Genomic DNA, 22,281 nt, shown 5'->3' with positions numbered 1-22,281 from the left:
TAAAGATACAATTCTGATTTGTAAGCGATTTCAGAATTGAAAACGGCCTAGGGGAGGGCTTTTATGGAACAGAAAGTAGAACGCGTTTTACAGCCGCAAAAAAACTACGATTATGAGAAAATTGCGGCCAGCCCGGAATTCAAGTCACTGATCCGCAAGAAAAACAAGTTTTTACTGCCCGTTACCATCTTTTTCTTACTGTTTTATTTTTCATTGCCCCTTTTAACTTCTTTTTCAACCGTGCTGAATAAACCGGCGGTTGGCGATATTTCATGGGTATGGGTACTGGCTCTGGCACAGTTTATTATGACCTGGACGCTTTGTATGGTGTATGTTAAAAAAGCGAACGGATTTGATGCCGATGCAGAGAGCATTGTAAACCGCCACAACGATACGAAAGGAAGTGACCGCCCGTGAGTATGGTAGGGCTTTTTTTCTTCGTTGCCATTGTGGGGCTGACTCTGTATGTGACGTATCTGGCTTCCAAGCGGACAAACTCCGCCAGTGAGTTTTACACGGCTGGGGGCGGGCTGACCGGCTGGCAGAATGGCATTGCCATTGCAGGTGATTACTTATCGGCTGCTTCATTTCTTGGTATTGCCGGTGCCATCGCCTTAAATGGCTTTGATGGCTTTTTTTACAGTATCGGCTATCTGGTCGCGTATCTCGTTGTCCTGTATATTGTAGCTGAACCGCTTCGCAACTTAGGCAAATACACCCTTGCCGATATGATTACAGCCCGTTTTAATCAGCAGAAAATTCGCGGAACTGCGGCCATTTCTACTTTAACCATTGTTCTCTTTTATATGATTGCCCAGCTTGTTGGAGCTGGTGCATTAATTCAGCTTTTGCTTGGCATTGATTACTGGGTGGCTGTTTTGCTTGTCGGCATTATGATGACCACATACGTGCTTTGGGGCGGTATGGCGGCTACCAGCTGGGTGCAAATCATCAAAGCGGTTCTTCTGATGATCGGTACGGTCTTGATTTCGTTTCTTGTTTTACTAAAGTTTGATTTTAATATTATGAAAATGTTTACCGATATGAAATCCCTTACGCCAGCGGGTGAAGCGTACTTGAATCCAGGCGTAAAATACACAAATGGGCTGGATACGATGTCTATGATGATTGCCCTTGTGTTTGGAACGGCTGGCCTGCCGCACATCTTAATGCGCTTTTTCACCGTGAAAGATGCCCAAACAGCGCGCAGTTCCGTTGTTTATGCTACCTGGATTGTTGGAATCTTTTATATTTTAACGATTTTCCTTGGCTTTGGTGCCGCTGCTTTTGTAGGCTCTGAAAAAATTGTAGCAGCGAATGCAGCCGGTAATATGGCCGCGCCTCTTCTCGCCCAGGCGCTGGGCGGCGATCTGTTAATGTCCTTTGTATCTGCGGTTGCTTTTGCAACGATTTTAGCTGTTGTAGCCGGCCTCGTCCTATCCGGTGCCTCTGCTTTTGCCCACGATATTTACGGACAGATTATTAAAAAAGGAAATGTCACTGAAAAAGAGCAAATGAATGCAGCCCGTTTTGCTTCAATCGGCGTTTCCGTTTTTTCAATTATTTTAGCTCTTGGTGCCCAGACGATGAACGTAGCGTTTCTTGTCTCGCTCGCCTTTTGTATTGCCGCAAGCGCAAACCTTCCTGTTATTATTTACACAATTTATTGGAAGAGATTTAATACAACCGGTGCGCTGAGCGCTATGATTACAGGTCTGGTGACCGCCCTTGTACTGGTTGCGTTAAGCCCGAATATTTGGAGCCCCGAAGGCACAGCCATTTTAACAGGAACCGCTCTATTCCCGTTAACAAACCCGGCGATCATTTCTGTGCCGGCCGGCTTTATCGCAGGCTATATTGGATCAATCGTTTCGGCTAAAGCAGATGCGCGCAAATATGCGGAAGTAGCCGTTAAAGCCAATACTGGATTAAAATAAAAGCACGGAGCAGACGGAACGGTCCGTCTGCTCCGTTTTTTCATATAATAAAAGAAACAAGGAGGTTATCGAGTTGCGTAAGATTCTCACAGCCGGTTTATGTATGCTTCTGGCTGCTGTGATCGTTCCCCTGCCTTCAAAGGCGGCTTCAGACCCTTATTTATCTGCACTGGCTCATGTGAAAAACAGCAAGCAGGTCATCATTGCAGAAGGAAGTACAAAATCGATCACAGCAACGATCCGCCTTTACGAGAAAACAGGGCGCCACTGGCAGTTAAAACGGATTTCTCCGGCAGTTACCGGAAAAAATGGCTTATCCTTCTCCAAACAAGAAGGAAACGGCGCCACCCCTACCGGCTTTTATGACATTGGCCGAATGTTCGGCTATGCCCAAAAACCAGCAGGTGTCCGGAGCAGCTACACGGTCACAAACCGGTTTCATTATTGGATTGATGACCCCCAATCACCAGACTACAACAAATGGATTTATTACCGGGGTGATCCTGCTGCCCGCTGGAAATCATTCGAGCGCTTAAACCATGAATTATACAAACACGCTATCGTCATTCGCTACAATGAAAACCCGATCGTCAAAAACGCAGGCAGCGCCATTTTTATTCACCGCTGGCGGACAGGATCGACGCCAACAGCCGGATGCCTAGCGCTGAGCGAATCGCATTTACTGGTTTTAATGAAATGGCTGGATCCTGCTAAATCACCGAAAATTGTCATCGGCACACCTGATTCGATTCGTTCTGACCTCGTTCAGGCCTCTGCCGATTAATTGAGAGAATGATTCATCTGCCGGATAAGCAAATCAATATAAAGCAGCGTTTTTTCGCTCATATCTTTGCTGTTAAACCCGGTAATTTCACTGATGCGCTTCATCCGGTAAGCAAGCGTATTGGGGTGCACATGCATCACACTCGCCGCTTCGTTTATATTGCCGTCATGGGCTAAAAACATATAAAGCGATTCAATCATATTAGCATTATGTGTTTTGTCGTATTCTTCAAGCGCTTCAATGACCGCATTTTTTTTGCCAAGGCGAATGGAACGAAACTGTTCAATAGATTGAAAAATACCGAGCTCGTCAAAACAATGGGGCAGTGTAATGGTTGAAAAAATCTGTTTCATTTTTAATACACGCAGCGCTTCCTGATAGCTTTCCTGTACATGCAGCGGGTTTTGTACAGCTGTTCCTGCTGCCCCGACCGGCGAAAGGCCAAGCCGTTCCGCTGATTTAGCCGTAAAATCAGTAATATAGGAGCTGACCGTTTCTAAATCAGCGGGTTCTTTAAACCGGATCAGCAGAACCAGCTGCTCCCCGTCATAGGTTCTGGCAATACTGGCCAGCTGTTGCAAGGTTTCGGTCAGGTAATCGATTTGCCGCTCCAGGGTACGGTCAATAGTACGGCCGAAATCAAACAGAATCACCAGCAAACTGCCGGTCAAGGTGAGGCCGTATGCTTTGTTGGCCTGTTCCATTTCATTGCGCGTGGCGAAATGCCCGGTCAAAAGCTTCCAAAAAAACTCCTGATGGCTTTCTTCTGCTGCACGCTTTCTTTTTTCATGCTGCAAAAGCTGGTTTCTTACCGCTTTCGCCGCTTCCTTTAAAATCGCCATCTGTTCATCTGAAAAATGAGCACCTGACTGGGCCCAGATAAAGCCGATCACTTTATCCTGTTTTCGTACTGAAATGGCCACCCGCTCGCCAAGAGAAACTTGTCCAATTGCAGGAATCACAACAGGTTCCTCTGTTTCAAAAAGAGTCGGGATCGCTCCGCTTTTCCATAAGCTGTTTATCACGTGCTCGGGTACTCTTCGTCTCATAATGGTAGCAATTCGAACGGGATCAATTTCTCCTTCGTGTCGGCTGTAGGCAATAATCTGGTGGTTGGCATCTTCGATCGTAATCGGGCAAAGAAGCGCTTCACTGATTCGGTCTGCCAGCATTTCAATTGATTCATACTCGTGGGCAAAATAATGTGTTTTCTCGTTTGACATATCCATCCTCCGGTGCAATAGGCTATATTTATTATAATCGCCGCCTGATTAATTGTAAAAAAAACCGGAAAAGCAGGCTCTGATGCCTGGTAGATGTATATGCTTCAACGTGAATGATCTGAATTGAATAATGTCCAGTCTTAATGACGAATCTCGCTTCTTCTACTGACCTAAAAAATAGGCGGGTTCAGTTTACAGCTGTCATTCCATTATCTTTAACTTTTTAAGATAAAGATAAAACCAATAGATAAGAGCCAGAGCAGATAAGTAAGCCACATAAGTCCAAAAAATATCCCAGCCGTTCTTATAGATAATAAGCCCTGTAAAAACTAATATATATTCAAGCAGGGTCATACATAATGCAGTGAAAAAAATAAGCAAATATGGATGTTCCTTTTTCATTATAAAAAAAATCAAATAGCACCCTATTATAGGATATATGCCTATATTAAACGGAAGTGCGGGCAAAGTTTTCTGTACGGCAAAAGGATATATCTCACCAAAACTAAAATAAATCCAAAACTCATTGATAAGATAGGCAATAACTGACGTAAAAGGCCCGATCAATGGAATCATTTTTTTGTTTTTTGAATGAAGATGTATGATTCCAATAATCCAAGGAACTATTAATACCATTAAAGAAAAGTACATCTTGTTTGAACCTCCATTGCGTTACCTTTCTTCATCAATGAGCTGCTTTGAGCGAATTTTACATAGACATAGCTTAACCAATTTACAGTAATGCGATACTCCGTTAAAAATACTCCTCGGTATTTCAATGCCCAGCCCCAAATCCGCTGTACATACGGCTGGGCTGGCAGTTTTGACGCAGCTTACGGAAAAACCCCCTTGAAGTGAAGCTATACAGCTCAAGGGGGTTGTCTATATATGAGTGTATGGATCTGCACGATTCACGCTCTTGGTGATGTACTAGTGTGATGAGCATAGGCTATCTTCTTCTTAACCTCAAAATGTCTTATTATCAACCCTCGATGAACACTTTTCTTCATTTTCTTCCTGTCCAATTTACCAGCTCAAATGTATGGTTAATAAGTGATATAAAAAAGCACTTATTCAGAAAAAACCAGCTAAATATGATTGAATAAAATCGGGTAATAGCTGAAAGAATAATCCCTCATATTTAATATCGAGTAAGCCAGCAATAAACAGTAATATAATCATTAAAATTAAAATAGGTTTCTTATTCTTTTTAGATATCGACTTCAAAAGGTTCCCTCCACTAAAATACTATAATAGGAAGCTTGTTCTTGTGCGAAGTCGCAAGCTTGTCCTTTTCTTTTGTCCATTTTTCAACTTTAAACAACTGACTCTTTTGACTGCCCGTTTTTCCGGCGCACAGCTTACCTATCTGTCATTCCAAGTCTACTCATGATACATACTGCCGCATCAATGTTTCATTTCCAATACCACTGGACAATGATCGCTCCCCATAACACCAGCATGGATTTCTGCTTTTAACAGAGATTCGGCCATTCGTTCGGAGACAATAAAATAATCGATTCTCCAGCCGATGTTTCTCTCTCTTACCTTACTCATATAAGACCACCATGTATAGGCGCCTTCTCTGTCCGGATAAAAATACCTGAAACTGTCGATAAAGCCCGCTTCCAGCAATGCTGTCATCTTGCCCCGCTCCTCTTCCGTAAAGCCTGAGTTTCCCCTGTTAGACTTAGCGTTTTTCAAATCAATCTCCCGGTGCGCGACATTCAAGTCTCCACAATAAATGACCGGTTTTACACGATCCAGTTCAATTAAGTAATCGCGCACCTCCTCTTCCCAGATTAAACGATAATCAAGACGGGAAAGATCCCTTTTGGAATTAGGCGTGTAAACATTGACTAGAAAAAATTTATCAAACTCGAGGGTAATGGCCCTGCCTTCGGATTCTTGTTCATTCGCACCAATCCCATACTTCACCGAAAGAGGCGGAATTTTAGTAAAAACAGCTGTACCGGAATACCCTTTTTTCTCTGCGTAATTCCAATATTGATGATAGCCTTCCAGGTCAAGGTTGATTTGACCTTCCTGCAGCTTCGTTTCTTGAAGGCAAAATATATCAGCGCTTACTTCATTGAAATAATCCAAAAATCCTTTTCTCACACAAGCTCTTATGCCATTCACGTTCCATGAAACCAGTTTTACCATGTATGTTTGTCTCCTCGCTGTCCCTTTTAGTAAACTCCATGGTTACTATACTAGTTAATAGAAAGAAAAGCATCCAGTGACGAGTTTTTTGGTAAAACAGTTTGTTAATAGCGCTAAATAAAGAAGAAATGAAATTGGCCATGTATGAATAAAACAGGAACGTCACAGAAACTCTTATAACACTAATCTTTTTTAACACGTATATACACCTCACTATTGTTACATTTTATAGATTATCATTGGGTTTTCTTTTTTAGTTAAAACATCTTATACGTTAACGGCAAACGAATAAAATCTGTAAGCAAAATACCTGCCCTATCCACTTTATTGTAAAGTGACTGTCTCAAACATAAAAAAAAGCCACTTTTAAAAAAGCAGCTGGTTGTTTCTATCGTTCAAGAGTTTTTCATTTTCTTCTCATTCAGCCTATTGACGACATCTTTCATCGACAATGCGGTCTAGTTTCTCTTCCCTAATTTCTAAAACATATGACCAAATAAACCCAACAAAAATTTGTTCATTTGCACTAACCAAACCGCTTCCTAGATCCCACAATTTGGTTGATTTGGTTCATACTTTTTCTTTAGACTCTTTATTTGCATTACATAAAACAGTGCCAGATGCCATTTTAGATTTAACATCTGAATAAATGGAGAACAGCTTTTTTATGGGAACAATTATATAAAACCAAAAGCACATTGTTCAATGAAACGACTTCTTTTTAATATGTGTATAGATCCTATAAGAATGTCTTACTAAATCTAAAACAAATAATGGAATTTTAACCGGGAATTTATATAAAGTCTTCCGGTAAAACTTATAATAAGCTTTGACGATATCATTCCATTTTTCATCTTCCTGCTCTTTGTAGAAATCAGATACATCTACCACATATCCCTTTCCGTCATTCATCATCACATTTTTCCCATGTACATCTACAGGTGTCAGCCCTTGACTTCGAGCATAATCCAAAGCTTTATTGATGTCTATGATGACCTGTTCCGGTATCCTGACTCCTATTGCAACTGCATTGTATAGGGTAATTCCTTTTAGCCTCTTTAACACAAGGAAGTTCTCTCCCTTATAGACTAGTTGAGAATAAGCAGGATGGTGCCCAATTCTTTGGTAAACCTCCGCTTCTTTTTCTAATCCTTCCAAGTTTCTGGCGTAGATTTTTACAACCCAATCTTTATTTGAATGATGCAGAAAAACAGCAGCATAGTTACCGACACCAAGACACTTCCACTCTTTTGGTGTGTAAAGAACCTTAATGGGTTCGAATGGATTTTTACTTTTCATTTTTACGTTATGTATAAGCGTTTTTTCAATTAGCGCAACGTAACTTTTCATTCTCCAATACAACTCCGTCCATAACATCACAGTGCTTTCTTTAAATAACGACAAAACCTTTATATTATATTAATTCTCATCGCTTTAATTAAACAGGCTTTTTTTGCCTATAATGAAATCCATCCCCTTATTTATTCAGGAACATAACACCAATGATACCAAGAGCAAAAAAACGCCTCAAAATGAAAACGAGGATATAAGAGGAGAATAGTCTATGTACAATCATTGAACCACGTGTTCCTGAAATAGCCAGCCGCCAAAGGGAGCCGGCTATTCCCGCCGGCCCTCTCCTTTTTCCAGAGAGGAAACAAGCGGCAGGAGCTGCTTGTAAATACTGACGATTTCCTCTATTTTCATCCTTACCAGGCCACTGGAAGAAGGCGCCACGAAGTCCAGCGTACCTTGAACGATAGAAACAGGCTGGGGGCCCCATGCAACCTGCTTCCTGCCGCTATATTCCTGATAAACCCCTTTGCCGACAAAACAAACAATTGTAGGCCGATAATGTTCTATCTTTTTCCTTAACAAAACCCTGCCCTCCTGATACTCTTCTTTTGTAATTTCATCAGCCGTTTTCGTTGGCCTCGCCACAATATTTGTTAACCCGTACCCTAACTCTACTAATTGACGGTCCTCGATTGCTGTAAATTTTCTAGAGGTTAATCCCGCTTCAAAAAGAATTTTCCAAAAGCGGTTATTCGGATTCGCAAAATGATGCCCCGTTTCCCCAGAGCGGACACTGGGATTGAAACCGACAAAAAGAATATCAAGATTTTCTTTTAAATGGTCTTTAATTGGTTTCACCCTTGAGACCTCCCTCTCTTTTAATCGACTCGTTTACTTCTCTGTACTATTCCCTATTTTTTGATGTGATAAAAAACAGAACCCTAATCCTTACTTGCCGGAACAGTTTTTCAATTTTGCTTTATTGTTTCGGATAACTCAAGCAGCGGTAAAATTTACAAAAGCTAGTTTATAAGATCGATATCGTATTCATTGAAGTGGAATTGAAAAGGTACACCGGCCCAATCAAGGAAAGCATGTCCTATAACGAAGTGGTCAAAACAGACACAGACCTCCACACAGTTATATATGAATGGACCTCAGCAGATACATCGTTTGGCAATGCAAACTTCATGTTTCAAGGTGGTGTGACCAAAGCACAACCCGGCCTCGGAGAAGATACTCTTTCTGATGTACAGAGCACTACAGAAGATTGCAACACGATTCAAAGTGGCAGGAGCTCTGAAGAAGCACAGAAGATCATTGACAGTGCAGGTGAATGATCTTCTGAAGCGAGTATAGCTGGTGAGCAGTTCATACGTTTATCATCACTTACGACGGCGAATCCCCTGGCTCAAACGCTGCCCTAGTATTCATGAAAAATAAACTGGAGTCTAAATCCTAAATTGGATTGAAGCAAGCTCTGCTTAAGCAGGGTCGTTTGTTCGGCTTTGAAAATGGCAGGCTCAGGCTTTTGCTTTCCGACCGGCTGTTCATCCAGCTGCACCTCAAATAACGTAGTTACATTCCTTTTCGGTTAAATTCTTCCCAATTTTTCCGTATATTATCGTATGATGAAAACAGAAAATTCCTTGACGTTATGCAGGGCGGCGTAGAGGATGCAATTGGATCGGGTAGATGGATTGCATTTGAATGAAACACCGCACACCTGCATATGGAAGTTTTAAAACAAGCAGCGGAGGCTAAAGGAACAGCGGCTGCCTCTCTGACAGAAACACCTTTTAAACAGCCAGCTGCGGGCTGGCTGTTTTATTCGCAACGAAAAAAACCCTTGATGATCAAGGGTTTTCACAAGTGTTGTCTAAGGTGTGCCCAGCGGGGAACGTGCCCCGATGCCTGGAACCTGCTGAAGTATATGACTATTGTTGAAAAAGGAGAGCAATAAAAACAGGCTGGAAATCGAAGAGGATCTGGACAATAAGAGGAACTTAATACTTTCTTGCGCCGCATTTCGGGCAAATATACACATCTTCGGCATCAAAAATGGATCCGCACTTTGTTTTTTCAAGTACAATCATAGCGCTGCGAAGCTCCGCCCGTTGTCCTTCCCAACCACATTCACACTTGACGTTGTTTGTTGAGCCAAATTTGTACAATCCATAATTCATACTGATTCACCCCTTAATTAGCGTATTCAGATATTATCTGTATGTTCATTTTACCGAGATAGACATTACATTTCAATATCACAAAAATTAAATTTTTGTAAATCTTAGAAAATACTTTTTTTAAAATCAAAAACTCCGGATCCAAATCCGGAGTTTTTTAGTTTTGTTTACTGTTTGGAAAGCGATTTTACATCCTGGACCATTTCGTCAAACGGCACTTCTTCCCCGTCCTGTTTATTTCCTGGATAGCTTTTTACAACAATTCCTTTTTCATCGACCAAGTAAAAGCTTGTTCCATGAATGAACTGGTCTGATTTCGGATCTGGCAGCGCAATGGCTTGAAAGCTTTTCTCTGCAAATGTGCTTATCTCTTTCTCTTCATACCCTGTTAAAAGGTTCCAGTTCGATTCATCCGCTTCGTAATGTGAAATATAGCTCTTCAACGCCTGCGGTGTATCCCGGGACGGGTCAATGCTGAACGACACAATTTCATAATTTTGAACACCTTCCTCGTTCAAGCGGTCCTGCAGCTCGCTCATGTTTCTTGTCATCGGCGGGCAAACCGTCGTACAGTTTGTGAAAATAAAATTAGCGAGCCACACTTTCCCCTTCAAATCAGCCAAACCAACTTGTTCACCATTTTGATTGGTGTAGGTAAAGTCTTGGACTTCCACATCCATGTTGCCTTCAAACTGACGGCCGCATGCACAAAGCAATAAAACAACAGCGGCCATAATAAAAATGGACTGAACTATTTTCACATAACTCCCTCCAAGCACCTTTTATCCTTTTATCGTAGAGGAAACCTTCTTATTTCTCAATGTGCTGCTGCGGCCTGATCTTGAATACTTTATGAACGTTTTCAGCTTTCTCCTGTAAAAACAAATGCAGCTTTGCTTCCGGTATCGGACTGGCCTACCTCCAGACGAGCATCAATCCGCTCTTTCAGCTCTGGCACGTGGGAGATAATGCCGACCAGGCGGCCGTCCGCTTGTATATCCATTAACGTTTCAATGGCCTGGTCCAGCGATTCCGGATCAAGCGTGCCGAATCCTTCGTCCACAAACATCGTTTCAAGCGATACGCCGCCAGCATAGTTTTGGACCACTTCCGCCAGTCCGAGTGCAAGGGCAAGCGCCGCTTTAAAGCTTTCTCCCCCGGACAGTGTTTTCACATGCCGGCTGGCACCCGTATATTGGTCAAACACGAGAAGATCCAGGCCGCTTTGTGCATTTCCTTTTGACCGCTCGGTTAAACGCTCCAGTAAAAAACGGCCATTTGTCATCGCCGAAAGCCTCGTGTTGGCTGCGGTCAAGATATCTTCCAAAAACGATGCCAGTACATATCGTTCAAACGTTACCTTCAGGTCATTTTTTCCGTGCGTTACTTCAAACAAATGGCCAGAAAGACGGTACGCTTCTTCAGCCTTCGCCATCCGTGCCGCTATCTCTTCAACCGACTGGCGGATACGCCGAGATTCTTTTGCACAAGCAGCGACGGCAGAAGCCTCATTTGCCCATTGAACAGCTTCTTCATTTAACGCTCCAATCTCTTCTTCAAGCTTGCTGATGTCTGCCCGCTCATATCCTTGAAGAGTGGTTTGCAGCTCCTCAATCAGCAAAGTAAGCTCGCGTTCTTTTTGTTCGAACTGCCGGACCGTTTCTTTCATTTCTGCAAGGGATTCGAGCCATTTCTTCGCTTCCTCATATTGTTCGGCGGACTGAAAACCAGCCTGCTGTCGCTTTTGCTCAAAAGCCGCTCTTACTTCTCGATAGTCCCTTTCTGCTTCCTGAAGTGTTTGCCGGCGTTCCTCCAAAACAGACAGGGCTGCCTGCATAGCTGTACGGGCACGCTGAACGTCTTCTGCTGCCTGTTCATAGCGGCGCTCTAAAACGGCTGCTCTTTGCTCTATACGCTCAAGCTCTCTGGCAAAGTAACCGCTGTTGCGCATCGCCTCAGGAATTGATTGTTCAAGCTGCTGTCGTGTACTCTGCGCTTGAATAAAAGCCGTATGATCCGCCATTTCCTGCTGTCTCGTTTGTTCTAATTCGGCTTCAAGCTGTTGTTTTTGTTTTTTCAGCTCATCCAGCTGCCCTTCCAGTTTCTGCTTTTGCTGAAGATCCTGGGCAGCTTGTCTGCGTGTTTGCTCGGCTTCTTTCAAACGCTCTATCGCTTCTTCCGCTCCAAAGTCAGATGGAAGCTTTGCTTTTAGCTTGTCCACGTTTTCTGCTGCATGCCCTAATGCAAAACGGGATTCCATCCACTTTTGTTCCGCCTGCCGGTTTTCCTGGCTGAGACGGTCTGCTTGCTGCTCCGCTTTCTTCAATGCCTGCTCCCCAAGTGGCGCTTCTCCTCCTGCAGCCGGGTTAGGATGATGAATGGAGCCGCACACGGAGCATGGTTCGCCTTCCTTCAATTCGCGGGCCAGCATCGCTGCCTGGCTTCTGTGCCACTCTTCTCTTTTATGCTGCAGTTCTTTAATGGCTTCAGTCGCGGCCGAGGCTGCTTTCTGCGCTTCGATTTGGGCGGCTTCTTCTCTTTTTTGAAGGTCGCCCATTTCTTTTTCGGCATCGGCTAACTCTTGAAATTGTTCAATCAACGCGGTTAATCTCTCAATCCGATAGCCCGATTCCAAGTATATTTCTTTTGAAGAATCGAAAGCTTGCTGAGACGCCTCCATCTTTTTCCCGGCCGCATCCAGCTCTTCGTTTTTCCGGATGAACTCGGCAGCGGCTTGTTTTGTTTCCTTCAGGCGCCCCTCTGTCTCTCCTGCTTTTTCTACGGCATCTTGATAGGCATAAACCGCTTCTTTTATCGACTGAAGATGCTGAAGCTCTTTTGTACATTCATCCCGTTCAGGACGGCGGCTTTCTTCTGCTTTCAGCCGTTCTTCCGCTTCTTCAAGCAGCTGCCGTGTGTTTTGCATCTCCGCTTCCGCTTCACTTTTTCTTCCTTCGGCAGTGTGCACAGCCTGGCGGGCCCGCTTTTCCATCATTTCATAGGATTGCAGCTTGTCTGCCCGCTCAGCTCCGTCTATTTTCTGACGGTATCTGTCGAAGTCTTCTTTTTGTTCATCAAGCTCTTTTTGTTCCAGCCGGGCCTGCTCCAAACGGTCAAATTGGGCATTTCGGGACAGCCCCCGCTCCCGTTCTCCCAGCAAAAAATCACGGCGTTCGCTTAAACGCTGCACTTTTTCCTGAAAGCTTTTATACTGCTTGTCCATTTCTAGAAGATCGAGCTCAAGCTGATCAAACACTGCTTTTCTTTGAATCAGCTCATCTTCGAGCAGCCCGCGCATCGTGCTTGAGTATGCAGGTAGACTTTTCAAAAGGGCCATTTGCTGGTCAGCAGCCCGGCCTGCTTCCTTTTTCAACGCGTCGGACTTTTCTTTTAAAATATCCTCTACCCGTTTATAGAAAGAAGTTTGAAACAGCTTCTGCAAAATTTTCTCTTTTTCCTGGCTGCCGGCCATTAACAGCTTTTGAAATTCTCCCTGCGGAATCATTAAAATCTGCCTGAACTGATTTGCTTCAAGACCGACTAATTCATTTATTTTTTCGTCTGTATCCCGTACATTCGAAGCAAGGAGCACTTCTGTGCCGTCCGCTTTTTTTTCATACAGCTCAGCGGTAGCTCCTGCTGTTGTCATACCGCCTCCGCGTGCTTTTGGCTTTTCCTGCTGAGGGGTCCGGCGGATTAAAAACGTCCGTCCTTTCAATTCGAATAGAAGCGATACTTCCGTCAGCTGTTTTGGATCTGCAAATTGGCTTCGCATTTCCGAAGCACTTCGATGATCCCCGCTTGGCTTGCCATACATCGCAAAACTGATGGCGTCAAATATCGTTGTTTTTCCTGATCCCGTTTTGCCGGAAATCACAAACATTTTTCGGTTTTCGAGCGTCGAAAAATCAATCACCTGCCGGCCTGCATACGGACCAAAAGCAGTCATTGTCAGTGTCACAGGCTTCATAATCCATTTTCCTCCTGTTTCGCCTCTTCTAATATAGAAGTCATATATGTTTTTTTCTCTTCTGAAAAACCGAGCCCCGTCATCGCTTCGTAAAATTCCGCAAACAGATCGAGCTCGCTTTGCTTTTCTCTCATAGAAACAGAAGATTCAAATGACAGAGGGGAAGCAGCTGCTTTTTCAAGGTGGAGAATATGAGGGAATTTATGCTTTAACTTGGCCATCGGATCAATAAGCGCTCCTTCATCCCTTAACCGTACCTTGATATAGTCCTCTGAAGCTTCTCCTTCCATCAATTCATCAAAAAAGCCCGTGACGATTTTCATATCGCGCATAGGTGCCAGTGCTTTTTTGGTAATGGAAAGCTTCTTTTCTTCGTTTATTTCCACGATGGAGATACTTTTCGTATGGGACGCTTCTGAAAACGAATATTTCAGCAGTGACCCTGCATATTGAACCGTCTGGTGGTGAATGGCCGCCGGATTGTGCAGATGTCCAAGCGCCGTATAGTGAAAAGGAGCAAACAGCTCGGCACCGACATTTCCTGTTCCGCCGACTGATAAAATCCGCTCAGAATCACTTGTTTCTCCTCCTGTGACAAACGCATGACCCACCGCCACGTGAATGCCGTCCCGATCCATTGTTTCGCTTAAACGCCCGGTTAAGACTTTCATCGCATCATGATGAGTGCGAATTGAATCGTCTTCGTATAAATACCGAACTACACCCGGCTCCGCATAGGGAAGGCAATGGAAATGAATGCCTTCAATAACCGGGCAGAACATGTTTTTTTCCATTTTTCCAGCCAGGTAAAAGCGGTTTTGCCGAAACCACGTTGAACCGAATGCCAGCCGGTCTGCACTGTCGTGGTTCCCCGAAATAGCGACGATCGGTATATTCATTTCTACGTTAATCGTAAAAAGCGTTTCATTCAGCAAATTAACTGCCGAAGCCGGCGGAACCGACCGGTCATACAAATCTCCCGCGATCACCAGGGCATCCGGCTGCTCCTGCTCCAGCAGACGAATCAGCTCCTGCAGCATAAAACGCTGATCCTCGATCATCGATACGCCGTGCACCATTTTTCCGAGATGCCAGTCAGCGGTATGAATAAATTTCATTTCGGTTTCCTCCTACTACGTATGTATGTTCCGATCATAGCAGATGAACAAGTTCTTGAAAAGAATGAACAAGCCGTTTCTTGTTTGCTATAATAGAGTAAAAGAAAATCATGTAATGGGGGTTGCGGCATGCTGGAAGGCTGGTTTTCTTACTTTATCGTTGCCTGGACAGTGATCCTTGTCGGCTTGTTTGCCATCGGCGGCTTTTTTATGTTTCGCAAGTTTTTAAAACGAATGCCGAAGCAGGATGGCCGTTCCGACATGGACTGGGAAGAGTATTACGTTGATAAAACACGGAAACTATGGGGAACAGAGGAAAAAAACATGCTCGAAGAATTAGTTTCTCCTGTGCCTGAGCTGTTTCGGGATGTGGCCCGCCACAAAATTGCCGGCAAAATCGGAGAACTCGCTTTAAGAGAAAGGGCCCGCCATGTTTCGGCCGACTTGATTATCCGCGGCTACATTATGGCTACGCCGAAAAGAGACCATAAGTTTTTACGCAAGAAACTTGATGAAATGAATATCGATATTGCTCCCTATCAGCATTTGTTTGAATAAAAAAACAGCCTTGTCATCAAAGGCTGTTTTTTAGGTTATGGGTATAGGCTGATCGGGCAGCTGCCGCTTCAGCGTCATATATTTTTTATACATCGACAGGCGCCACGGCAAAATCATCGCAAACGCCAAAATAAAAAACATGCCGCCAATCTGGCCCACATCAATCGTTGTCGACAGTACAAGCTTTCCAATAATCCGGATCACAAGCAGTGACATTAAAATAATCGGAAAAGCTTTAGAACGTTTTAAGTAAATGTCATGACCGCGTATTTCAAAATTCGATGTTTTAATGAGCAATAAAGAAAACAAACACCCTACAGCGGCTGCTTCCAGCAATTCAAGAGGTGTAACCCGAAACATTGGAAATACAAACATCAAAGCGCCGGTACTCATAAAAAGCGGAGGCATAATAATTTTTCGGGCTGAAGTCGGTTTCTTCGCTGCTCTCATACGAACAAATAAAGCACCCAGCCCCATCATGACAGCTGCTAAAGACGATATGGCAACCATCCAATCCATCTTGATCATCCCTTTAATACAAATTAAAAACCGGTAAATCCGCCAAACAGCGGCGTGAGGATCATAATGATCTGTGTCATCCAGTCAAAAAAGAGAATAATCCCCATTCCTATCATAACATAACCGCCGATTTTTACAATCTTAGCACTGTGTAAACGGATCCATTTCATTCGTCCGATAAAAAAAGAAAGAACAAAAAAAGGAATGGCGAAACCGAGCGCATAAGATACCATATACAACATAGCAGAGTCCGGGTTAGCTCCTGCCATATAAATAACCGCAAGCAGAATGGGACCCGTGCATGGCGTCCAGCCCGCGCCAAACGCAAGGCCAATGAGAGAAGAGCCAGCATATCCAACGGGCCGGTTTTTAAAAGTCACTTTCTTTTCAGACATCATAAAACCCGGCTGCAGGATGCCCGTGACCACCAGGCCAAAAAAGATAATAAAAATGGCGCCAAGCTGACGAATAAGGTCATCCCATTCTTTTAAGAATTGGCCAATAAAAGAAGAGCCAAAGCCGATTAAAACAAACACGAGAGAAAAGCCGAGCAAAAAAAAGAGGGTATGCAGCATACTTCTCCTTTGCAGCATGGCATTATCGTTTTTTAATTCATTTACACTCATACCGGTAATATACGATAAAAAGGCAGGATACAGCGGCAGGCAGCACGGCGAGATAAAGCTTAGAAACCCGGCGCCGAAGGCTAAAAACACGTTCAGCTCACTCATGAATCGATCACCCTTTCCTTTTCATTGTAACAGAAACGGTATGGGACGGAGGGGCAACATTGGCAGGAGGAGAAAAAAGTTCAAAAACGACAAATTTTTTTGAAAATAAGTAAATGATTGGGTATACTAGAAAGTGTAAAACCTTAGATAATAATGGAAAGGGTTGTCCGCCGTGAACAAAGAAATACTGCTCGACGCCATAGAAGCGAAGCGGACTGAACTACTAAATGTGGCTTTTGAAAACGGACTAACCTCTCCTTTAGCGATTGAATACAGCCAGGAATTAGACCGTCTTTTAAATTTATACGATGAACTGCATATTCAGCACACTAAAAAAACGTGCGCAAAATAAAAAAACCGTCCATACGGACCGTTTTTTTATTTTTTCTTATAAACACCAATTAAGCCGTTGTCGATAAACATTTGGTCAAATTCAGCCACTACTTTGTCTCCAGGAATGATTTCGCTGCCATATACATTTTCATCGGTAAAAAGAATATCTCCTGATTGAGCGCTTGTACCTTCATAATTCATTTCTCCGTTTTTGTACCATACCCGTTTAACGGTATATACTACTTTTTCGGGTTTTACGTACTCTGCGATGTTAAAGCCGCCGTCTTCCCAGTATGTACGGATACGGTCACCCACTTTTAATTCAATTTCTACATCTGACTGTTTAAAACGAATCGTTTCACCGTTGCTGGAAGTGGCGCGATAGTAGCCTTTTTCAATGTTGGGGGATTTGAATGTAATAATATAATGTTTTAACGAAATGCCTTCTTTTTCGAGCATTTCATAAGGAGTACCAGTTAATTCGTCTTCAGAGGCAAGAGCCGGGATGCTAACACCAAACAACAGGAACGGAAGAATAACTAAAGATAAAAACCGTTTTTTCATTTCGCATCTCCTCCTTTTCTCTCATACCTTTCTATACCCCATCCCCTTTGAAGATAAGCCTTTGTACAGAAAAAATTTGTGGGTTTTATAGTTTATTCATCCCGCTATTTATATTATATGCACGTATTCAGGTGAATATGTCCCACAACAAACATCCCTTTTTTCTTTTGAAAACAAAAAATACAAACAAAAACTGGTTATTGACAAGAGCAAACAGCTCGTTTTTTGCTTTTATTATATGTTTCCAAGTCCGCTGCCCCATACAGCGAAAAGCGCCGGTTACAAACCGCTCCAGCAACAAGGCTCATTTCACAGCACACATACACATTTACCCACGCAAAAACACCTTCTCCCGTTAATGGCTTAACAAGCCCTGGTTCAAAAGAAATGAACCAAAACAAAGCAAAAAGGGCGTTTTCCCTGGTATGAACAATAGATGAAAATAAGCTCCGGCGAAATACACAATGATGCACACGATTTATTACGTAATTGGAAGCCAAGAAGCCGGTTATTTCCATGCCTAAAAAGTTTCCGATGACCTTCATGCATGCCGGTAAAAATCGAACTAGACTGCAGCGTAAAAATATTTCAAAGACTGTCCGTCAGAGACCAGAATCCTACCATACAGATGAAACAAAGCAATTTATTATTCTCTTTTCCGTAAAAAGATTATCAATCGGGACAAATGCTTGGTCCAGTGCGTTTCCCTGTTCATATCTTATAATAGTTTCTTTGCTATTTTTCTGTAAAAGAGGTGTAGTGATATTAAATGGTTACAGTTACGGTTACGACGATGGCAATGGCAGTTGAGGCTTTTGCGACGGCGGTTACGCAGTCGCTTTGCAGTGTTTTTAATTTTGTTGATTATTTTGTCACTATTGATGCTTGTCTCAGCATCTTTTAACTCCGCATAGTTCGTATGTTGATAATGATAGAATCTTGGTTTATATTTTGCGGCGGCGGGTAAAGAAACGAATGTATGGCTCAAAAGCTTCACATCTATACATTTTTGTTTTGCCGCGGCTCCCTCTGCGGCTTTTTGTATGCGGTTTATTTTTCCTTCGCAACAGGCAGTAAATTTTCACACTTGTAGCCATTATTGCTGCGGCATACTCCTGCAGCTTTTATATGCGCCTTTTCTCCGCGTAAAAAACTTTTCCGCTGACATATACGTGCATATACTTGTAGCTTGAAGCAGGGAATTTTTGAAAGTTGTCTTTCTATTTCCATCCGATGTTAATGAATAAAAATACTGTGCTTATCCTTTCTGTAGAGCTGATGCTTTCTTGTATCCTGCAGGTGAACACATAAATCATTGCCATTCTTTCATCTTGCTTCCCGCTGAAAGGGTTTTCTGCACGGCTCTCTTTTTAAAGACGTTGCCTTCAAATAACATATAAAATGAAAAGAAACGAATATAATGAACGGAATGCATGCTGCACCTCCGTGACTGGCTGGCATTTATTTTGACGTTGAAAGGAAGAGCTTAGTGAAAAAATTTTTACTCGGGTTTCTTATTTTTTATCTTTTGTATGCGGCAGGTATCAGCGTGTATTTACTCAATCTTGAGCCGGGTTACGTTCCGGCTGAGTATGCCGGCACAAGCGCAGACCCGAAACAGTTTATGACGGAAAAAGAGATAGCGGAAGCACATCATTTAGATTTAATTGATTATTTTACATTCCTTTTACAAACGCCGCTTGATGTAGTGGTCCTGCTGTTTTTCATGATGATTTCAGTGAAACTGCGTGACCGGGCAGCTGCACGCTTTCGCAAATCCTTTTGGCAGACCGGCTATTATTATTTCTTTTTCAGTGCCCTCTTGACGCTCTTGTATTTGCCGCTTGATTTCTTTTTTTATCAGCTGTCGCGAAATTATGGTCTGTCGAGCCAGTCCGCTGCTTCCTGGTTTAGTGATCTCGGCATCAGCTTCGGCTTGGACCTTGTCATAGGCATACCGCTCGTCTGGCTGCTTTTTTTCGCGATCAGAAAATTCCCGAAAAAATGGTGGCTTGCTGCCTGGGCGGCGTCCCTGCCACTGACAATCCTCTTGATGTTTATTGCGCCCGTATTTATTGCGCCTCTGTTCAATGACTATAAACCGCTGGAAAACCAAAAAGTCAAAGCGGAAATCCAGCAATTGGCCGATGAAGCCGGTATTGGGGACGCAAAAATTTTAGAAATGAATATGTCCAAGCAGACCAATACGATTAACGCCTTTGTCAATGGCTTCGGCAGCAACATGCAGATTGTGCTCGGCGATACGGCGATTAACGAGCTGACTATCGAGGAAATCAAATTTGTGATGGCGCATGAGATCGCCCATTATAAAATGAACCATATTTATAATGGGCTCGTGCTGCAAATCATCGTCGGTTTCTTTACCGCCTTGGCCACCTTCTTTTTATTTAACTGGCTGCGCAAAAAGTGGGGGCACCGTTGGGGAATTAACGGTCCGCATGATATCGCCGTCCTGCCGCTTCTTATGGTCTCCTTCAGCCTCATGTCCATTCTGGCTTCTCCGATCGGCAACTTTCAAAGCCGCCTTTATGAAATGGAATCGGACCGCTATGCGATGGAGACAACGGCAGACAAAGAAGCAGCCATTAGTGCTTTTCAAAAACTGACGAAAAATGCGAAATCAACCAGCTATGAACCGGCCATCATCCACTTTATTACCGGATCGCATCCACGCATTACAGAACGGATTGATTTTTTCGACAAATATGACAATAAAGATTCTGGCCAAAGCAATTCTCCTTCTTGAATGGAAGAACAACATTCTGGGCAGCAAAACTTAAAATCATATTTGTACAGTGTTTTCTGCCGTTCATGGTAAACATTTAGTGCCACACATACAATCTACTGCAGCCTCCATTGTGAAGAGGCACAGCGTGTCCTGTTTACTGGACCCTAGATGCTTACCCTTACCACTTAATGAGTGAAGCAAGCAACTGCGCAGAACGGCTTAATGTGAGATTAATCGACCGCAGTAACATGATAAATTTAATTGCGGAAAGCAAGGCGATCACTCAGGCACAGGAAAAGCCCCGGCCGGTTTTGTCCGGCGGGGTTATTCTATTTAACACTTTTCGAAAACAGCGCCACACCGCGGCTCATTGACAATTGGACAACACAACGTTCCCCCGGCAACAACCGAGTCAGACGGGGCGGCAGTAAGTATGATAATAAGACCGGAGCAGAAAATATTGCGCACAAAAAAGCCAACGACTGTTAAACCGATGGCTGCCCTGTCATTACTGATCCGTCGACAAAAGCGAATCGCTGAATGTATAACCAAGATTTTTACCATCACTCCCGTAGACATGAACGTCATTCAAGTCGGTAAAAGCACGATATTCCGCATAATAGTAATAATGATTGACTACCATCGAGCCAAGTTTATTAACGGCCAATTGGCGCACTGCATCATCGTCTGTTGACGCTATAGTCGAATATATCTTTGCGACATGCTGGTTCGGCACGATTTCAACTCGGTCAAACAATGCAATGCCATCGTTGCTTGCAAAATTTAACCGAAATGTTTGAGTAAATTTCTCCGATAAAGCTTCGTCTACCGTACCAGGATATTCTTGCGCCGGCTCTTCCGCAGAGACAAACACGATTAACGCTATTATTAAACTAAATACAATAAGCACACCGATCATTTTAACATTCACTGCTTTAATCACATTTATCGTCTCCCTTATTCTGTTTAGATAAGTGTAGACGAGCAATATTAAATTCATACATAAGAGGACGCTTTACTACGTTATTCGTTGTTATATCACACTTGTCGTAAAAAATTTTTTTGTTGTGCGTAAATTCCGGGCAGCAGATGCGACATATTCAGAGGAGGTACTCTGGGGGCAGCGCTAATAAAAAAGTAAAGGCACTCGCTGGGGCTGGTGTATCTTCTTCCGTTCCTGCTCGGTTATATACGCTAGGAGCGATTGGAATTGGTTTTCCATCAGCTTACCCATGTCGCCCATTTCACGGAATTTACGGCTGTCAAATAGCGCTTCGGTTTCAAGCACGATAATATCTGCGCCTATTTCACAAGTAATGTAACGCCATTCACCAATCACGGCATCATAGTTACAGCCCAGGCTATCCAGTGCGTCAATATAGACGAGGTCGGCGGCGTTATTCCGTAATTATTCTCTTTGTTGTTTATATTTCTTCGCAGCGGGTAAGTAACTCGAGACAAGGTTTCACTTTAAACCACCTACCCTATATCTCGTTTATTGCTGCGGAGTCACCCCGCAGCCTTTTTTTATTTATTTGGTTTATCTTCGTGTCAAAGCGGGTAGAGCAATAATTGTGGCAACCCTACCACCTCTTGCAGAGTTTCAACCCACTATTACATACTTTTTTGCTGCGGACCTTTCCGCGGCCTTTTTTTATTTATATCGCTCGGCAACGAGTAATTGTATAAACGTAGTTCCCACATATCATGTATTCTCGTTTAAGCTGCGACCATAGAATCCTCCGTGGCTTTTTTGTGCGTTTAGCTATGCTTCTTCTGCAAGCATACGTACACAACCTTAAAGTACGAAACGATCAAGCATCTTTTTCAACATGCCATTGTAAAATCCGACCAGATTGCGGATTTTCTTCGTTTTCGTACACATAACAGCTGTGTGTAATGCAGTCATAGTGATATTCTCAACGTCTTATTTATCGAAAGCGCCGTACTTAACTAATAAGAAGACTTGCTTTCACAATTCTAAAACAGGAAATAGCAATTTAAATACAAAAACACCGCCTGAATTTCATTCAAGCGGTGTTTATCTATATTAGAGGAGGTACTTGCTGTAGCACCCTGCCTTTTCATTATAGGTTTTCCAAAAATCAAGTTCTTTCTCATGGAAGATGATTCCGAAATAAAAAGGA

The 22,281-nt window shown here is 43.1% G+C and carries 21 protein-coding genes and 1 pseudogene; 8 read left to right on the top strand and 14 right to left on the bottom strand.

What is annotated here, in order from left to right:
• Positions 1–63 precede the first annotated feature (63 nt).
• The 3 genes from RG959_RS13020 to RG959_RS13010 all read left to right on the top strand — a co-directional run bounded on the left by RG959_RS13020 (position 64) and on the right by RG959_RS13010 (position 2,721).
• Positions 64–417: a DUF485 domain-containing protein gene (locus RG959_RS13020; RefSeq protein WP_242232993.1), complete on the top strand. Its 354-nt coding sequence runs from the start codon at positions 64–66 to the stop codon at positions 415–417.
• Between the two features lie 2 nt (positions 418–419).
• Complete coding sequence (locus tag RG959_RS13015; RefSeq protein WP_410493052.1) at positions 420–1,937, top strand: solute symporter family protein; 1,518 nt, start codon at positions 420–422, stop codon at positions 1,935–1,937.
• Between the two features lie 73 nt (positions 1,938–2,010).
• Complete coding sequence (locus tag RG959_RS13010; RefSeq protein WP_342797466.1) at positions 2,011–2,721, top strand: L,D-transpeptidase family protein; 711 nt, start codon at positions 2,011–2,013, stop codon at positions 2,719–2,721.
• Here RG959_RS13010 and RG959_RS13005 read toward each other — a convergent pair.
• The 5 genes from RG959_RS13005 to mug all read right to left on the bottom strand — a co-directional run bounded on the left by RG959_RS13005 (position 2,718) and on the right by mug (position 8,264).
• Positions 2,718–3,944 carry a PucR family transcriptional regulator gene (locus RG959_RS13005; protein ID WP_342797465.1) on the bottom strand — a complete coding sequence of 409 codons (1,227 nt, stop codon included), beginning with the start codon at positions 3,942–3,944 and terminating at the stop codon, positions 2,718–2,720. The genes RG959_RS13010 and RG959_RS13005 overlap by 4 nt on opposite strands.
• Before the next feature lie 201 nt (positions 3,945–4,145).
• Positions 4,146–4,595 carry a hypothetical protein gene (locus RG959_RS13000; protein WP_342797464.1) on the bottom strand — a complete coding sequence of 150 codons (450 nt, stop codon included), beginning with the start codon at positions 4,593–4,595 and terminating at the stop codon, positions 4,146–4,148.
• Positions 4,596–5,351: 756 nt separating this feature from the next.
• Complete coding sequence (locus RG959_RS12995; RefSeq protein WP_342797463.1) at positions 5,352–6,110, bottom strand: exodeoxyribonuclease III; 759 nt, start codon at positions 6,108–6,110, stop codon at positions 5,352–5,354.
• Between the two features lie 702 nt (positions 6,111–6,812).
• Positions 6,813–7,460: a serine/threonine protein kinase gene (locus RG959_RS12990; protein WP_342797462.1), complete on the bottom strand. Its 648-nt coding sequence runs from the start codon at positions 7,458–7,460 to the stop codon at positions 6,813–6,815.
• Positions 7,461–7,730: 270 nt separating this feature from the next.
• A complete protein-coding gene (gene mug, locus RG959_RS12985; RefSeq protein ID WP_342797461.1) occupies positions 7,731–8,264 on the bottom strand; it encodes a G/U mismatch-specific DNA glycosylase in 534 nt (177 codons plus the stop codon).
• Positions 8,265–8,467: 203 nt separating this feature from the next.
• Between mug and RG959_RS12980 the strand changes: the two genes are divergently transcribed.
• Positions 8,468–8,746 carry a hypothetical protein gene (locus tag RG959_RS12980; RefSeq protein ID WP_342797460.1) on the top strand — a complete coding sequence of 93 codons (279 nt, stop codon included), beginning with the start codon at positions 8,468–8,470 and terminating at the stop codon, positions 8,744–8,746.
• Between the two features lie 666 nt (positions 8,747–9,412).
• Here the strand turns inward: RG959_RS12980 and RG959_RS12975 are convergent.
• The 4 genes from RG959_RS12975 to RG959_RS12960 all read right to left on the bottom strand — a co-directional run bounded on the left by RG959_RS12975 (position 9,413) and on the right by RG959_RS12960 (position 14,680).
• A complete protein-coding gene (locus tag RG959_RS12975; RefSeq protein ID WP_242233001.1) occupies positions 9,413–9,592 on the bottom strand; it encodes a hypothetical protein in 180 nt (59 codons plus the stop codon).
• 167 nt (positions 9,593–9,759) lie between these two features.
• Positions 9,760–10,353, bottom strand: coding sequence for an SCO family protein (locus tag RG959_RS12970; protein WP_342797459.1), 594 nt, complete (start codon positions 10,351–10,353; stop codon positions 9,760–9,762).
• A 101-nt stretch (positions 10,354–10,454) separates the two neighbouring features.
• Positions 10,455–13,562: an AAA family ATPase gene (locus RG959_RS12965; RefSeq protein WP_342797458.1), complete on the bottom strand. Its 3,108-nt coding sequence runs from the start codon at positions 13,560–13,562 to the stop codon at positions 10,455–10,457.
• Positions 13,559–14,680: an exonuclease SbcCD subunit D gene (locus tag RG959_RS12960; RefSeq protein WP_342797457.1), complete on the bottom strand. Its 1,122-nt coding sequence runs from the start codon at positions 14,678–14,680 to the stop codon at positions 13,559–13,561. The genes RG959_RS12965 and RG959_RS12960 overlap by 4 nt, the downstream gene beginning before the upstream one ends.
• A 129-nt stretch (positions 14,681–14,809) precedes the next feature.
• Here RG959_RS12960 and RG959_RS12955 point away from each other — a divergent pair, with 129 nt between their 5' ends.
• Positions 14,810–15,238 carry a DUF2621 domain-containing protein gene (locus tag RG959_RS12955; RefSeq protein WP_342797456.1) on the top strand — a complete coding sequence of 143 codons (429 nt, stop codon included), beginning with the start codon at positions 14,810–14,812 and terminating at the stop codon, positions 15,236–15,238.
• Between the two features lie 30 nt (positions 15,239–15,268).
• On the opposite strand, the gene RG959_RS12950 is transcribed toward RG959_RS12955, so the two are convergent.
• A complete protein-coding gene (locus tag RG959_RS12950; RefSeq protein WP_342797455.1) occupies positions 15,269–15,757 on the bottom strand; it encodes a CcdC family protein in 489 nt (162 codons plus the stop codon).
• Between the two features lie 23 nt (positions 15,758–15,780).
• Positions 15,781–16,488 carry a cytochrome c biogenesis CcdA family protein gene (locus RG959_RS12945; protein ID WP_342797454.1) on the bottom strand — a complete coding sequence of 236 codons (708 nt, stop codon included), beginning with the start codon at positions 16,486–16,488 and terminating at the stop codon, positions 15,781–15,783.
• A gap of 172 nt (positions 16,489–16,660) precedes the next feature.
• Between RG959_RS12945 and RG959_RS12940 the strand changes: the two genes are divergently transcribed.
• Positions 16,661–16,840, top strand: coding sequence for a Spo0E family sporulation regulatory protein-aspartic acid phosphatase (locus RG959_RS12940; protein WP_342797453.1), 180 nt, complete (start codon positions 16,661–16,663; stop codon positions 16,838–16,840).
• 26 nt (positions 16,841–16,866) lie between these two features.
• Here RG959_RS12940 and RG959_RS12935 read toward each other — a convergent pair whose 3' ends face one another.
• Positions 16,867–17,385 carry a hypothetical protein gene (locus RG959_RS12935; protein WP_342797452.1) on the bottom strand — a complete coding sequence of 173 codons (519 nt, stop codon included), beginning with the start codon at positions 17,383–17,385 and terminating at the stop codon, positions 16,867–16,869.
• Positions 17,386–18,154: 769 nt separating this feature from the next.
• Between RG959_RS12935 and RG959_RS12930 the strand changes: the two genes are divergently transcribed.
• Together RG959_RS12930 and RG959_RS12925 are read left to right on the top strand one after the other, a co-directional pair.
• Positions 18,155–18,289 carry a hypothetical protein gene (locus RG959_RS12930; protein WP_342797451.1) on the top strand — a complete coding sequence of 45 codons (135 nt, stop codon included), beginning with the start codon at positions 18,155–18,157 and terminating at the stop codon, positions 18,287–18,289.
• Positions 18,290–18,874: 585 nt separating this feature from the next.
• Positions 18,875–20,152 carry a M48 family metallopeptidase gene (locus RG959_RS12925; RefSeq protein WP_342797450.1) on the top strand — a complete coding sequence of 426 codons (1,278 nt, stop codon included), beginning with the start codon at positions 18,875–18,877 and terminating at the stop codon, positions 20,150–20,152.
• Positions 20,153–20,642: 490 nt separating this feature from the next.
• Here RG959_RS12925 and RG959_RS12920 read toward each other — a convergent pair whose 3' ends face one another.
• Together RG959_RS12920 and RG959_RS12915 are read right to left on the bottom strand one after the other, a co-directional pair.
• Positions 20,643–21,077: a hypothetical protein gene (locus RG959_RS12920; protein WP_342797449.1), complete on the bottom strand. Its 435-nt coding sequence runs from the start codon at positions 21,075–21,077 to the stop codon at positions 20,643–20,645.
• 207 nt (positions 21,078–21,284) lie between these two features.
• Positions 21,285–21,533: pseudogene (locus RG959_RS12915) on the bottom strand (recombinase family protein); the annotation flags it as partial.
• Between the last annotated feature and the right edge of the window lie 748 nt (positions 21,534–22,281).

This window comes from Domibacillus sp. 8LH, from assembly GCF_038806185.1.
GTDB lineage: Bacteria > Bacillota > Bacilli > Bacillales > Domibacillaceae > Domibacillus > Domibacillus indicus_A.
Note: the sequence above shows the minus strand (reverse complement) of the source record. Positions and strands in the feature narration are given on the sequence as shown.

Coding starts and splice junctions, on each gene's coding strand:
- RG959_RS12935 (WP_342797452.1), bottom strand. CDS start 17,385: ATGAAAAAACGGTTTTTATCTTTAGTTATTCTTCCGTTCCTGTTGTTT.
- RG959_RS12975 (WP_242233001.1), bottom strand. CDS start 9,592: ATGAATTATGGATTGTACAAATTTGGCTCAACAAACAACGTCAAGTGT.
- RG959_RS12955 (WP_342797456.1), top strand. CDS start 14,810: ATGCTGGAAGGCTGGTTTTCTTACTTTATCGTTGCCTGGACAGTGATC.
- RG959_RS12965 (WP_342797458.1), bottom strand. CDS start 13,562: ATGAAGCCTGTGACACTGACAATGACTGCTTTTGGTCCGTATGCAGGC.
- RG959_RS13000 (WP_342797464.1), bottom strand. CDS start 4,595: ATGTACTTTTCTTTAATGGTATTAATAGTTCCTTGGATTATTGGAATC.
- RG959_RS12950 (WP_342797455.1), bottom strand. CDS start 15,757: ATGGATTGGATGGTTGCCATATCGTCTTTAGCAGCTGTCATGATGGGG.
- RG959_RS12995 (WP_342797463.1), bottom strand. CDS start 6,110: ATGGTAAAACTGGTTTCATGGAACGTGAATGGCATAAGAGCTTGTGTG.
- RG959_RS12960 (WP_342797457.1), bottom strand. CDS start 14,680: ATGAAATTTATTCATACCGCTGACTGGCATCTCGGAAAAATGGTGCAC.
- RG959_RS12945 (WP_342797454.1), bottom strand. CDS start 16,488: ATGAGTGAGCTGAACGTGTTTTTAGCCTTCGGCGCCGGGTTTCTAAGC.
- RG959_RS13005 (WP_342797465.1), bottom strand. CDS start 3,944: ATGTCAAACGAGAAAACACATTATTTTGCCCACGAGTATGAATCAATT.
- RG959_RS13015 (WP_410493052.1), top strand. CDS start 420: ATGGTAGGGCTTTTTTTCTTCGTTGCCATTGTGGGGCTGACTCTGTAT.
- RG959_RS12990 (WP_342797462.1), bottom strand. CDS start 7,460: ATGAAAAGTTACGTTGCGCTAATTGAAAAAACGCTTATACATAACGTA.
- RG959_RS13020 (WP_242232993.1), top strand. CDS start 64: ATGGAACAGAAAGTAGAACGCGTTTTACAGCCGCAAAAAAACTACGAT.
- RG959_RS12930 (WP_342797451.1), top strand. CDS start 18,155: ATGGTTACAGTTACGGTTACGACGATGGCAATGGCAGTTGAGGCTTTT.